General features: G+C 71.3%; 13 protein-coding genes. 5 read left to right on the top strand and 8 right to left on the bottom strand.

Features of this window, described 5'->3' with window-relative positions; translation table 11 throughout:
* Nucleotides 1–42: 42 nt before the first annotated feature.
* From ABTX60_RS34385 to ABTX60_RS34360, 6 genes are all read right to left on the bottom strand, one after another.
* Complete coding sequence (locus tag ABTX60_RS34385) at nucleotides 43–1293, bottom strand: cytochrome P450 (protein WP_352100948.1); 1251 nt, start codon at nucleotides 1291–1293, stop codon at nucleotides 43–45.
* Nucleotides 1290–1892, bottom strand: coding sequence for a GTP-binding protein (locus tag ABTX60_RS34380; protein ID WP_104784387.1), 603 nt, complete (start codon nucleotides 1890–1892; stop codon nucleotides 1290–1292). The genes ABTX60_RS34385 and ABTX60_RS34380 overlap by 4 nt, the downstream gene beginning before the upstream one ends.
* Nucleotides 1873–2244: a DUF742 domain-containing protein gene (locus ABTX60_RS34375; protein WP_030845180.1), complete on the bottom strand. Its 372-nt coding sequence runs from the start codon at nucleotides 2242–2244 to the stop codon at nucleotides 1873–1875. The genes ABTX60_RS34380 and ABTX60_RS34375 overlap by 20 nt, the downstream gene beginning before the upstream one ends.
* Nucleotides 2241–2651: a roadblock/LC7 domain-containing protein gene (locus ABTX60_RS34370; protein ID WP_003994857.1), complete on the bottom strand. Its 411-nt coding sequence runs from the start codon at nucleotides 2649–2651 to the stop codon at nucleotides 2241–2243. Before ABTX60_RS34370 ends, ABTX60_RS34375 begins: the two co-directional genes overlap by 4 nt.
* Nucleotides 2648–4402, bottom strand: coding sequence for an ATP-binding protein (locus tag ABTX60_RS34365; protein ID WP_352100947.1), 1755 nt, complete (start codon nucleotides 4400–4402; stop codon nucleotides 2648–2650). The genes ABTX60_RS34370 and ABTX60_RS34365 overlap by 4 nt, the downstream gene beginning before the upstream one ends.
* Nucleotides 4403–4686: 284 nt before the next feature.
* Nucleotides 4687–5631: a GlxA family transcriptional regulator gene (locus tag ABTX60_RS34360; protein ID WP_352100946.1), complete on the bottom strand. Its 945-nt coding sequence runs from the start codon at nucleotides 5629–5631 to the stop codon at nucleotides 4687–4689.
* Nucleotides 5632–5702: 71 nt separating this feature from the next.
* Between ABTX60_RS34360 and ABTX60_RS34355 the strand changes: the two genes are divergently transcribed.
* Nucleotides 5703–6653 (top strand): NADP-dependent oxidoreductase, encoded by a 951-nt coding sequence (locus ABTX60_RS34355; RefSeq protein WP_352100945.1) that lies wholly within the window; start codon nucleotides 5703–5705, stop codon nucleotides 6651–6653.
* Between the two features lie 21 nt (nucleotides 6654–6674).
* On the opposite strand, the gene ABTX60_RS34350 is transcribed toward ABTX60_RS34355, so the two are convergent.
* Both ABTX60_RS34350 and ABTX60_RS34345 read right to left on the bottom strand, forming a co-directional pair.
* On the bottom strand, nucleotides 6675–7781 hold the full coding sequence (locus ABTX60_RS34350; RefSeq protein ID WP_352100944.1) for an NAD(P)-dependent alcohol dehydrogenase: 1107 nt from the start codon (nucleotides 7779–7781) through the stop codon (nucleotides 6675–6677).
* A gap of 23 nt (nucleotides 7782–7804) precedes the next feature.
* On the bottom strand, nucleotides 7805–9259 hold the full coding sequence (locus ABTX60_RS34345) for an aldehyde dehydrogenase family protein (protein ID WP_352100943.1): 1455 nt from the start codon (nucleotides 9257–9259) through the stop codon (nucleotides 7805–7807).
* A 114-nt stretch (nucleotides 9260–9373) separates the two neighbouring features.
* Between ABTX60_RS34345 and ABTX60_RS34340 the strand changes: the two genes are divergently transcribed.
* The 4 genes from ABTX60_RS34340 to ABTX60_RS34325 all read left to right on the top strand — a co-directional run bounded on the left by ABTX60_RS34340 (nucleotide 9374) and on the right by ABTX60_RS34325 (nucleotide 11887).
* Nucleotides 9374–9811: a MarR family winged helix-turn-helix transcriptional regulator gene (locus ABTX60_RS34340; RefSeq protein WP_352100942.1), complete on the top strand. Its 438-nt coding sequence runs from the start codon at nucleotides 9374–9376 to the stop codon at nucleotides 9809–9811.
* 205 nt (nucleotides 9812–10016) lie between these two features.
* Entirely contained in the window at nucleotides 10017–10394 is a 378-nt protein-coding gene (locus ABTX60_RS34335) for an anti-sigma factor antagonist (protein WP_352100941.1), read from the top strand.
* 105 nt (nucleotides 10395–10499) lie between these two features.
* Nucleotides 10500–11162, top strand: a complete 663-nt coding sequence (locus ABTX60_RS34330; protein ID WP_352100940.1) for a DUF4230 domain-containing protein — start codon at nucleotides 10500–10502, stop codon at nucleotides 11160–11162.
* 179 nt (nucleotides 11163–11341) lie between these two features.
* Nucleotides 11342–11887, top strand: coding sequence for a VanZ family protein (locus ABTX60_RS34325; protein WP_352100939.1), 546 nt, complete (start codon nucleotides 11342–11344; stop codon nucleotides 11885–11887).
* Nucleotides 11888–11983 lie beyond the last annotated feature (96 nt).

Genomic DNA, 11983 nt, shown 5'->3' with positions numbered 1-11983 from the left:
ACGGTGCCCGGCCGGACGCCGGCCGGGCACCACACGACGGCGTTATACGGCGAACTCGACCGGCAGGCGATCCAGCCGGGACTCCCACGTGGAAGCGGTCGAGGTGAGCTCCTCCGCCGGCACGGCCAGGGTGAGGCCCGGCAGGCGGTGCAGCAGGACGTCGACCGCGATCTCGATGATGGACTGGCCGATGCCCTGCCCGGGGCATTCGTGCGGGCCCGAACTGAACGCCAGGTGGGCCTGGTTGCCCTGGACCGACACTCCGGTGTCCGGCCGGACGTCGGGGTCGGCGTTGCCCGCGGCCAGGCCCAGTACCAGCAGGTCGCCCTCCTGGATCTGGTGACCGCCGAGTTCCAGGTCGCCGGCGGCGAACCGGCCCGGCAGCACGGCCAGCGGCGGGCTGTTCCACATGACCTCCTCCACGACGGCGGAGACGTTCAGCTGGCCGCTGATCAGTCCGGTGAGCCGGGCGGTGTCGGTGAGGATCATCTGGAGGACCCGGGCCAGCAGGTTGCTGGTCGTGGTGTGCGCGGCGATCAGCACCAGACGCAGATGGCTGACCACCTCGTCCTCGTCGAGACCGGCCGCGTGCCCCAGCAGGGCGGTGGTGAGGTCGCCGCCGGGTTCGGACCGCTTGCGCTCGGCCAGTTCGCCGAGGATCACCATGATGCGTTCGTTGTGCGCGAGGGCGTCCTCACCGCCCTTGAGAACCTGGGCACAGGACTCGACCAGGTTGCGCCCCTCCGCCTCCGCGAGTCCGAGGATGCGGGAGAGCACGAGCATCGGCAGGTACTCGGCGTAGTCCGACACGAGGTCGGCGCTGCCGGACCCGGCGAAGGCGTCGATCTGCTTGTTCGCGAAGTGGGTCGCGTGGCGGCGGATACCGCGGGCCGCCGCGGCCTGGAGCCCGTCGGTGACGGCGGCGCGCAGCCTGCGGTGCGGTTCGCCGTCCTGGGAGACGCAGTCCGGGCGCCAGCCGAGCATCGGGATCAGCGGCGAGGTCTCCTCGACACGCCCGTCGGCCCAGTCCCGCCAGATCCTCGCGTCCCGGCTGAACTGGCGCGGGTTGTCGAGCACCCGCCGGTTGTCGCGGTAGCCGAGGACCAGCCAGGCGGGCACGTCGCCCTCGAGCAGGACCGGCGCGACCGAGCCGTGCTCCTTGCGCAGCCGCTCGTAGATGCCCTCCGGGTCGGTCGCGGCGTCCGGGCCGTACAGCCGGGTCAGGTCCGCTCCGTGGTGGGCGACGGGGCAGCCCCGCACGGCCTGCAGGGAGGGTTCGGTCGAGTCGTTCATCGGGGCTCCAGGGCCACGGCCGAGCGTTCCTTCAGATGGTGGATCAGGGCGACGAGAACGTCCCGGCTGGAGGCGCGGTCGCGGGCGTCGAAGGCCACGACCGGCGTGTGCTCGGGGATGTCCAGGGCGTCCCGGATCTCCTCGACCGGGTAGTTCCGGGAGTCGGGGAAGACGTTCAGCGCGACGACGAAGGGGACCTCCTGCCGCTCCATCTCCTCGATCGCCCGGAAACTGGACTCCAGCCGACGCGTGTCCACCAGGACGATCGCGCCGAGCGCACCTTTGAACAGGCCGTTCCACAGGAACCAGAACCGCTCCTGCCCGGGCGTGCCGAACAGGTACAGCACCAGGCTCTCGTTGATGCCGATCTTGCCGAAGTCCAGGCTGACGGTGGTCTGCGTCTTGTCGGCGACGCCGATGAGATGGTCGACGTCGACACTGGCCTGGGTGAGGGTCTCCTCGGTGGTGAGCGGCTTGATGTCGCTGACCGACCGGACCATGGTGGTCTTCCCGGTGCCGAACCCGCCGGCGATCATCACCTTCACCGAGCGGGTGTCCCCGGCCGAGCCTCCGGGTTGGTCAAAGCCTTTCAAGTCCACTGAGTACCTCCTCAAGGAGCGCGAGGTCGGGCCCGCGGCCGGCTTCGTGGGCCGGGATGGGGTTACGGGCTTCGACGCGACCTGCGTCCAGCAGGTCCGACAGCAGCACCGCGAGAATGTTGAAGGGGAGCCCGAGGTGAGCGCCGAGTTCGGCGACCGACAGCGGGTCGCGGCAGCGGCGGAGGATCTCCTCGTGCTCGTGCTGCATGCCCGGTAACGGGGCGGCCCGGGAGACGACCAGGGTCGCCACGTCGAGGCTCGACGCCGACCCGCCCGGTCCGCTGCGCCCTCCGGTGAGGACGTAGTAGCGCTCGAGACCGGACGGATCCGACGGTCTGCGGGGAGCACTCATCCAGAGTGCTCCTCCAGGCGCGGAGTGGTGCCGAGGAGCTCACCCATCCTGCGTGCCAGGTCCCTCATCTGGTGCCCGAGCAGGCCCTGGTCGAGGCCCTCCCTGGCGAGGACACCGAGGTACGTCTCCACACCGGCGCGCACGACGAAGAGGTGCCCGCCGTCCACCTCGATCATCGCCAGGCGCAACTGCCCCGCGTACTTGGGGAACTGCTCGGCGACCGGCTGGGCCAGCGCCTGCAGGCCGGCCACCACGGCGGCGAAGCGGTCGACGTCGTCGGGGTCTTCGGCGCCGTAGGAGGTGATGGCCTTGCCGTCACTGGAGGCCACGAGGGCGAAACGGATCTCCTGGATGCTCTCGACGAGATCGCGGAGCGCCCAGCTCACGTCTGTTCCTTGTTGCGTCATGAGGACTGATCGCTCTCTTCGGTGCGGTGCTCGGTGTACTCGCGGCCGGCGAGGGTGTCGCGGTCGTCGGCCGGCTCGGAGGCCTCCGCCGCCTCGCGTCCGGCGGTGGCGAAGGCGGCGAGTCCCGAGAAGGACGCGTCCGGCGGGACGGCGGCGACGGTGACCCGCTCGCTTCGCTCGGCCGGCTTGGGCGCCTCCGTCTCGTTCCGCTTGCTGCGACGGCGGGGCAGCCCACCGGGCGTGGTCTGCCCGGTGGCGGCCTCGGCGGCCCGTGGTGCGGGCGCGGTGGCCGTCTCGCGGACCGGTGCGGCCGCGGCGGTGCGGACCTCCGGGGCGGGTGCGGCCGTGGGCAGCGGGCTGAAGTACTTGTGCGGGACCACGACCACCACCGAGGTGCCGAGCCACGGGGAGTCCGCGAAGGTGACGCGGATGCCGTAGCGACGGGCGAGGGCGCCGACCACGCGCAGGCCGATGTTGGCGTCCTCGGTGATGCCGCCGAGGCCCGCGCCGGGCGCGGTGCCCGCGAGGGCGTGCTCGGCCTCGCGCTTCTTCTCCTCACTCAGGCCCTTGCCGGAGTCCTGGATCTCGATGCCGACGCCGTTGGGCACCTCCTTGCCGGAGATGAGGACCGGCTCGGTGGGCGGCGAGTAGCGGGCCGCGTTGTCCAGGAGGTGGGCCAGGATCAGCGTGAGGTGGTCGACGAGGCCGCCGTCGACGCCGAGTTCGGGCAGGTGGCGCACCTGGATCCGGTGGAAGTCCTTGATGCGGCCGATGCCGCCGCGCACCACACTGAGCAGCCGCTGCGGCTCCTGCCACTGCCGGCCGGGCCGGTCCGAACCGCCGAGCACACCGATGCTCGCGGCGAGCGAGTCGGCTGGGCCGAGTTCCTGGTCGAGCTCCATCAGACCCCGGGCGACGGCCGGCAGCCGGCCGTGTTCGCCCTGCATCTCGTGCAGTCGGCCGCGGAGCTTGCTGGTCAGGACGTGGATGCGGTTGCCGATGCTGATCACGGCCTGCTCGGCGGAGGTGGAGCGGTCGAACTCCGCCTCCAGGCCGATCAGGGAAGTACGCAGCAGCTTGCGCAGCTCCGCCTGGAGTTCCGAACTGACCTTGGCGCACTGGTTGACGGTGGGCAGCAGGTCGTCGATGGCGTCGCCGGCGCGCAGCCTGGCCATCGCGTCGGGCAGCTGCTCGTCGGCGAGCCGGGCGACCGCGGCGAGCTGGTGGGAGAGCTGCTCCTGCCAGACCTCGGCCTGGTCGGCTAGCTGGGCCTCATAAGAGGTGGCCTGCTCGGTCAGCCGTTCCTCGTAGGCCCTGGACCTGTCGGCGAGCTGCGATTCGTACGTGGCGCTCTGGTCGGCGAGCTGTGATTCGTACGTGGCGCTCTGGTCGGCCAGGCGCCGCTCATAGGCCGCGTTCTGCTCGTTGAGCTGGGATTCCAGGCCGGCGCGATCGGCGGCGAACTTGCGTTCCAGGCCCGCGACGTGCTGCTGCCACTGCATGTTGTGCTCGGCCTGCGTGGTGCGGAAGGAGCTCTCCGCCCGGTGCAGTTGTGCCCGGGTGCGCAGCAGCAACCGCACGCACACGGCACCGGCCGCCGTCGCCGCGATTCCGGCGACGGCCGTGGTTATTCGCTCCGAGCTCATGAACGTGGCGGCAACGGTCCCGCCTCCCAGGCCCAGCGGCATCAACCACCAGCTGTACCAGGCGACAGGGGCCCGCGCCGCCGGTGGCGGAGTGGCGAGTTCCATCTGCATCCTTCGAAGCAACACGAACGAACAGGGGGGTGTGGACCGCACTCATGAGTACGCACCGCGGGTCGACTGGACGCGATCGCGTCAACTCGCAGCGCCGATCGGAACCTTATCGGGTTTGGACCCGAAAGGATCAATCTCGTCCCCCGGGCGGACGTGAGGGTTCCGTCACGCTCCCACAGAAGGAAACAGGTCGACAAATGGCTTTGCGGTCACCGGACTTGGGTGTACGTGGGGCCGCATGTCGATGGTGTGAGCCACACCGCGTGAAGCCGTGGAGGTCAGCGGGCGGTCTGGAACGTGCGGCGGTAGGCCTGCGGGGAGACCCCGATCGCCGCGTTCAGGTGCTGGCGCAGCGACGCGCCGGTCGCGAAGCCGACCCGGCCGGCGATCTGATCCACGGTCAGGTCACTGGACTCCAGCAGATGCCGGGCCCGGACGACGCGTTGCTGGATCAGCCAGCGGCCCGGGCTGAGGCCCACCTCGTCGTGGAAGCGGCGGGCGAAGGTGCGCTGGCTCATCCGCGCGTGGCCGGACAGATCGGCGAGTGTGAGCGGCTGGTCGAGGCGCTGCAGAGCCCAGGCGCGGGTGGCCGCGGTGCTCGCGGCGCCCTGCTCGGGGACGGGCTGCTCGATGTACTGGGCCTGGCCGCCGTCCCGGAAGGGCGGGACGACGCAGCGGCGGGCGACGCTGTTGGCCAGCCGGCTGCCGTGGTCCTTGCGGACGAGGTGGAGGCAGATGTCCACGCCGGAGGCGGCCCCGGCGGAGGTCAGGAACGGGTGGTCGTCGACGAACAGCACGTCCGGGTCGAGGTCGACGCGCGGGAACATGCGCCGGAAGTGGTCGGCTACCTGCCAGTGGGTGGTCGCCCGGCGTCCGTCGAGGAGACCGGCGGCGGCGAGGACGAAGGCGCCGGTGCAGATGGAGACGATGCGGGTGCCGGGGCGGATGAGCGCGAGCGCGGCCAGGACGTCCTCGGACACCTCGTCGGCCAGACGGTCGGGTGCGACAGGCGCGATCACGACCGTGCCCGCCGTGGCCAGGACCTCGGGGCCGTGTTCGACGGTGACGCCGAAGTCCGCGTTGGTGCGCACCGGACGGCCGTCGACTGAGCAGGTGAGGACCTCGTACCGGCCGTCGGCCGCGCCGAGGATCCGGCTGGGGATGCCCAGCTCGAAGGGGTACACCCCGTCCAGGGCCAGGACCACCACTCGTTCACGTCGCATGGCACGATCGTATCGAATGTTGGCAATCTTGCCATTGGCGCGGGGTCCGCGGACCGGCACGCTGGTGGACCATGAGCACACAGAACACGATGCGAGCCATCAGCCAGGACGTCCTCGGCGGCCCCGAGGTCCTGAAGAAAGTGGAGATCGAGCGCCCGGTACCGAGGCCCAACGAGGTACTGGTGCGGGTGCGGGCCGCCGGGGTCAACCCGACCGACTGGAAGCACCGTGCCACCGGTGGATTCCTGGGCGAACCGCCCTTCGTCCTGGGCTGGGACGTCTCCGGGGTGGTGGAGGCGGTCGGCATCGGCGTCGCGGCCTTCGCGCCCGGTGACGAGGTCTTCGGCATGCTGCCGTACCCCTACGGGCACGGCTCGCACGCCGAGTACGTCATCGCCCCGGTCCGCGCCCTCGCCCGCAAGCCGGCCGGCGTCGACCACATCCAGGCGGGCGCGCTCCCGCTCGTCTCGCTCACCGCCTGGCAGGCGCTGACCGAGCACGCGGACCTCCGGCCCGGGCAGCGGGTGCTGGTCCACGCCGCGGCCGGCGGGGTCGGGCACGTGGCGGTGCAGATCGCCAAGGCGCGCGGCGCCTACGTGATCGGCACGGCGAGCGCGGGCAAGCACGCGTTCCTGCGCGGCATCGGCGTCGACGAGACGATCGACTACCGCGAGACGGACTTCACCGAGACCGTGAAGGACGCCGATGTCGTCCTGGACACGATCGGCGGTGACAACGCCCTGCGTTCGCTGCGCGTGCTGCGCCCCGGCGGTGTCCTGGTCTCGATCCTCCCGGGCGGCTCGGACGACCTCTACGAGGAGGCCGAGCGGCTCGGTGTGCGGGCGCTGCGGATGCTGGTGGACGCCGACCGCAGCGGCATGGAGGCGATCGCGGACCTCGTGGAGGCGGGCAAGCTGCGCGCCACGATCGCCGGCACCTTCCCGCTGGCCGAGGCCGCCGAGGCCCACACCCTCGGCGACACCGGCCGTACGACGGGGAAGCTGGTGCTGCTGAACGGCTGAGCCGGCGTCGCGCGGGCGGTGTCAGAACGTCAGGACCGGCTTGATCGTCTTGCCGGACCTCATGTCCTGGACCGCCCGGTCGATGTCCGCGAAGGGGTAGGTGCCGATCAGGCGGTGCAGCGGGAGCCGCCCGTCCTTCACCAGGGCGACCAGGGCCGGGATCATGGTCTGCGTCTCGCTGTCGCCGAGGGTGAGGCCGACGACGCGCTTGCCGCCCAGGAGGCCGTTGACGTCGAGGGCGACCTCGGTACCGAAGGGCGGGGCGCCGACCACGACCAGGGTGCCGCGGGCGGCGAGCGCGTCGACGCCCTGGCGCAGGACGCCGACGTTGCCCGTGGTCTCCACGACCCCGTCCGCACCCTGCCCGCCGGTGATCTCGGCGAGGGCCTCGGCGAGGTCCGTGCCGCTGGTGTCGACGCTGTGGGTGGCGCCCAGCTCCCTCGCCAGGGTCAGGCGTTCGGCGACCCGGTCCGCGGCGACGATCCTGGTGGCCGGGGTGAGCGCCGCCGCCATCACGGCAGACAGGCCGACCGCTCCGGCGCCCAGGACGACGACCGTGGCGCCGGTCTCCGGCTTCAGGACGTTCCACACGGCCCCGACGCCGGTCTGTACGCCGCAGCCCAGCGGGGCGATCGACTCCAGCGGCAGGTCCGGGTCGACCTTGACGAGGCTGCGCTCGTCGGCCAACGCCAGCTCGGCGAAGGAGGACTGCCCGAAGAAGTGGCCGCCCAGCGCCTCGCCGCCCCGGCTGATGGTGCTGGTGCCGTCGGCCCGGCTGCCGCCGAGCAGGTTCAGCGGCAGCCAGGCCGCGCAGTAGGCCGGGTGCCCGCCGCGGCAGTTGCGGCAGTCGCCGCAGGAGGTGAAGGAGAGCAGGACGTGGTCGCCCGGCGTGATGCCGGTGACGGCGGAGCCGACGGCCTCGACGACGCCGGCGCCCTCGTGCCCGAGGACCCCGGGGAGCGGGAAGGGGAGTCCGCCGCTCGCCACCCCGAGGTCGGTGTGGCACAGGCCGGTGGCGGCCATGCGGACCAGCGCCTCGTGCGGGCCGGGTGCGTCGAGGACGACGTCGGAGAGGGTGAAGGGCGCGCCGCCGGACTCGACGACCGCGGCACGGGTGGTGATGGGCATCGCGATGACTCCTTGACGGTCTCTCAGTCGAGCGAGACGACGACGGACTTGACCTTGGTGTAACCGGCGAGGGCCTCGGGCCCGTACTCGCGGCCGTAGCCTGAGTCCTTCACCCCGCCGAAGGGCACCGCCGGGTCGAGCATCGCCCAGTCGTTGACCCAGACGATGCCCGCCTGGAGCCGGCCGGCGACCCGGTGCGCGCGGGCGAGGTTGCCGGTCTGGACACCCGAGGCCAGGCCGTAGGGCGTGGAGTTGGCGAGCGCGACGGCCTCGTCCTCGTCGTCGAAGGGCTGGACGGTGAGGACCGGGCCGAAGATCTCCTCCTGGATCACGCGGGAGTCGTTGGCCAGGTCGGCGATGACGGTGGGCCGGTAGTAGTAGCCGCCGTCGAGGTCGAGCCGCTCGCCGCCGCAGACGATGCGGGCGCCCTCCATGCGGGCCAGGGCGACGTACTCCTCGACCTTCTTCAGGTGCTTCTCGGCGGCCATCGGGCCGACGACCGTGACCGGGTCGCGCGGGTCGCCGACGGGTACGCCGGGCACGGCCTCGGCGAGGATGCCGAGCAGCGTCGGATACACCGAGCGGGCCACCAGCAGGCGCGGGCCGCCCATGCAGAACTGGCCGGTGTTGAAGACGAAGCCCTTGATGACCGCGCCGACCGCCTTCTCCAGGTCGGCGTCCTCGAAGACGATGTGGGCGGCGTTCCCTCCGAGTTCCATGGTGACGGGCTTGAGCGCCTCCCCCGCGACGCTCGCCACGTGACGGCCGATGGCCGTGGAGCCGGTGAAGGCGACCTTGTCGACACCCCGGTGCCGCAGCAGCGCCTCACCCGCCACCGGGCCACTGCCGGTCACCACGTTGACCACTCCGTCGGGGACGCCCGCCTCCTGGAGCAGGCGGGCCATGTAGAGGGCGCTGAGCGGGGTCTCGTCGGCCGGCTTGTGGACGACGGTGTTGCCGGCGGCCAGCGCCGGGGCGAGCTTCGAACCGGCCAGGATCAGGGGGAAGTTGAACGGGGTGATCGCGGCGACCACGCCGAGGGGCTCGCGCTTGGTGTAGGCGAGGGCGTTCATGGGGAGGTCGCGCAGGGCGCCGTCCTGGCTCTGGGCGAGGTGCGCGTAGTACTCGTAGTCGTTGGCCGCGTTGGTGACGTCGACCGCGCCGCACAGCGTGATCGGTTTGCCGACGTCCAGGCTCTCCAGCGCGGCGAGCTCGTCGGCGTTCTCCCGGATCAGCTGGGCGACGCGCTGCAGCACCCGGCCGCGCTCGCGGCCGCTCAGACCGGACCAGGCGCCGTCGTCGAAGGCCTCACGGGCGGCGCGTACGGCAGCGTCGACGTCGGCGGGGCCCGCTTCGGCGACGGTGGTGACGACCGTGCCCCGGGAGGGGTCGATCACCTCGGTGCGCGCCCCGTCGGCGGCCTCACGCCATCGGCCTCCGATGAACAGTCGCCCCGGTGTGCTCTCGAAGGTGGTCATCGCCACTCCTCAGCGTCGTCGCCAAGTTCTGCCAAGTTTTCAATAAACAGGATTCCTGTCTGTGGTGCAGTCTCATGAGAGACAGGAATCCTGTCAATGCTCTAGCCTGCCTCCATGCTGGACGCACAGGTGACCAAGGCGCCCCCTTCCCTGCTCTACATGGTCAAGCAGGTGGAGCTCGTTGTGCGCTCCCATCTGGACGAGCTGGTCAGACCCTCCGGGATCACCGCTCTTCAGTACACGGCACTGACGGTGCTGGAGCGGCACGACGGGCTGTCCGCGGCCCAGCTGGCGCGCGATTCCTTCGTCACCGCCCAGTCCATCGCGGACCTGGTCCGCTCCCTGGAAGGCCGCGGACTGGTGCGCCGGGAGCGCAACCCCCGCAACCGCCGCGAACTGCTGATCCTGCTCACCGACTCCGGCCGCGAGCTGCTCGCCCGGCACGCCGGGCCGGTACGGGAGCTGGAGGAGCGGATGGTGGGCGACCTGACCACCCACCAGACCGAGCAGTTCCGCCAAGCGCTCACCCGGGCCTGGCACGCCCTGTCGTAGCCCCGCCGTGCCGTTGCGACGCGCCCCCGGAACCTCACCCGCGCACGCCCCGGCGCGAACCTCGGCCAACTCGGCGGGAATTCAAAGACATATGTCAATCGAACATGCTCAAATTCACTCGTTGGAGGGTAACTTGCAGGGCGGGGAACGGTGTTGAGGCCGTAACCCCTCCCCACGCACGGAGCAGGCTGGAGGCGATCTCGTCGTGCGGCAGGAACCTGCACCGCTCACCCGGCATCTGCGCGTGCACCGGGAACCGGGCCACACGGTGCTGGAGTTCCGCGGCGAGATCGATCTCGCCGCGGCCGCGGAGATCGCACCGCACCTGGACCGGGAGACGGACCGCCCGGCCCCCCTGGTCGTCATCGACCTCAGCGGGATCGACTTCTTCGACTGCTCCGGACTGCGGCTGCTGTACCGCGCCCGCAGCCGGGTGCTCGAGCGGCGGGGCCGGGTGCTCCTCGTCTGCGCGCACCCGCTCACGCTGCGCGTCCTGCGGATCACCGGCCTGTCCCGGCTACTGCCTCCGCAACCGACACTGGACGCGGCGCTGGAGCAGCCGGAGGCGACCTCCCGCCCCTGACGGGTATGCGCCCCGCGTGCTTCCGCCGGGGTGGTCCCCTCCTGAACCCGGCGGTCTGGCAGGGGGCGTGGCGGGCATCCGGTCAGTAGGAAGGAGGGCCGTCGCATGACGACTCCCGTCAAGCGCCTCCCCGGGCGCATGCCCGGCTGGGCGAAAGTGGTGACCGCGCTCGTGCTGCTGCTCGTCGTGTTCTTCGCCGGGCTCCGGCTGAGCGTGATCCCGGGCCTGAAGGACCTGTTCGGCACCGAGACCCAGGACCGGTCCGGCCCCGCGCTGCTGAAGTCCATCCAGGACATCAGCCGCTACGACGCCGCCTCGGGCAACTTCCAGGTGGTCGTGGACCTGGAGAAGGACGCCAAGCTCCTGCCCGACGCGATCCGCGGCACCCGCACCCTGTACGTCGGGGCGGGCACCGTCGACGCCTACGTGGACCTGGGCAAGGTCGGCGAGAACGACGTGCGGGTCAACGGCGACCGCACGTCCGCCACCCTCCGGCTGCCCCACGCGCAACTGGGCAAGCCCGCCCTCGACCCCGACCGCTCCTACGCGGTCTCCAAGCAACGCGGTCTCTTCGACCGCCTCGGCGACCTCTTCTCGGACAATCCCAACGGAGAGCAGGCCGTGCAGAAGCTCGCGGTGCGGCACATCGGCGACGCGGCGAAGGAGAGCGAGCTGACCGCACGCGCCGAGGCGAACACCACCGGCATGCTCGAAGGCCTGCTGCGCTCCCTGGGCTTCAAGGAGGTGCGCGTCTCGTACGGGAGCTGACCGGTTCCCGGGCCACGCCATGGGGAGTGTCCGGGCGGAAGGCGGGGCAACCGAGGGTGGGAACGGTCCCGGGCGACACCGCCCGGGACCGTGTCTGGAACCTCCCCCTACGGCATCGTCGGCGCGCCCGGGGGTAACCGCCCTGTCACGCAGGGAAATTGAAGAGTGGAGGACCCCCCATGGCCAGTGCTGCCTCACGTCTCCGGACCACCGGGTCCGGGAGCGAGCGACGCCCGCTCCCGTGGCCCGTCCGGCTGCTGGCGATGCTGTGCGCGTTCGCGTTCATGGTCGCCTTCGCCGTGGTGCTGGCCCGGCTGACCCTGCAGCCCTCGCCCGCCTCGGAGGCGCTGACCCACACCAATCTGCAACCGGGCGACTCCCTGAAGGCCTATCTCGACCAGCCCGAACTGCGGGACGCGTTCAAGCAGATCGGCGGCAACATCCTGCTCGGCATTCCCTTCGGCGTCCTGGTGCCCGTGGTCGCCCCCCGCACCCGCGGCATCCTGCGCGTGCTGCTCCTGACCGCGATCGTGATGCTCCTGGTGGAGTTCGCCCAGGGGGCCCTGGTCACCGGCCGCGCCTTCGACATCGACGACGTCATCCTCAACACGACGGGCGCGCTCATCGGCTACCTGCTCCTGGGTCGCCGCCTCAGCAGGGCCGTCCACGCACGCAGGCCCCGCCCGGGCCGGGCGGAGCCGAAGCCGTCGGCCGGCAAGGTCTAGGTGTATTGATCACGAGCGTTGTTGACACTGGCCGGGCTTGATCATGGCGAAGGCCCCCGTGTGTGGTGGAGGTGTCGAATCTTCACCGCACGGAGG

It is taken from the genome of Streptomyces sp. NPDC126510 (genome assembly GCF_040302345.1).
In the GTDB taxonomy this organism is placed as follows: Bacteria; Actinomycetota; Actinomycetes; order Streptomycetales; family Streptomycetaceae; genus Streptomyces.
The sequence above is the reverse complement of the archived record's forward strand: the minus strand, read 5'-3'. Positions and strand labels throughout refer to the sequence as shown.

Coding starts and splice junctions, on each gene's coding strand:
- ABTX60_RS34385 (WP_352100948.1), bottom strand. CDS start 1,293: ATGAACGACTCGACCGAACCCTCCCTGCAGGCCGTGCGGGGCTGCCCC.
- ABTX60_RS34375 (WP_030845180.1), bottom strand. CDS start 2,244: ATGAGTGCTCCCCGCAGACCGTCGGATCCGTCCGGTCTCGAGCGCTAC.
- ABTX60_RS34370 (WP_003994857.1), bottom strand. CDS start 2,651: ATGACGCAACAAGGAACAGACGTGAGCTGGGCGCTCCGCGATCTCGTC.
- ABTX60_RS34365 (WP_352100947.1), bottom strand. CDS start 4,402: ATGGAACTCGCCACTCCGCCACCGGCGGCGCGGGCCCCTGTCGCCTGG.
- ABTX60_RS34360 (WP_352100946.1), bottom strand. CDS start 5,631: ATGCGACGTGAACGAGTGGTGGTCCTGGCCCTGGACGGGGTGTACCCC.
- ABTX60_RS34355 (WP_352100945.1), top strand. CDS start 5,703: ATGAGCACACAGAACACGATGCGAGCCATCAGCCAGGACGTCCTCGGC.
- ABTX60_RS34350 (WP_352100944.1), bottom strand. CDS start 7,781: ATGCCCATCACCACCCGTGCCGCGGTCGTCGAGTCCGGCGGCGCGCCC.
- ABTX60_RS34345 (WP_352100943.1), bottom strand. CDS start 9,259: ATGACCACCTTCGAGAGCACACCGGGGCGACTGTTCATCGGAGGCCGA.
- ABTX60_RS34340 (WP_352100942.1), top strand. CDS start 9,374: ATGCTGGACGCACAGGTGACCAAGGCGCCCCCTTCCCTGCTCTACATG.
- ABTX60_RS34330 (WP_352100940.1), top strand. CDS start 10,500: ATGACGACTCCCGTCAAGCGCCTCCCCGGGCGCATGCCCGGCTGGGCG.
- ABTX60_RS34325 (WP_352100939.1), top strand. CDS start 11,342: ATGGCCAGTGCTGCCTCACGTCTCCGGACCACCGGGTCCGGGAGCGAG.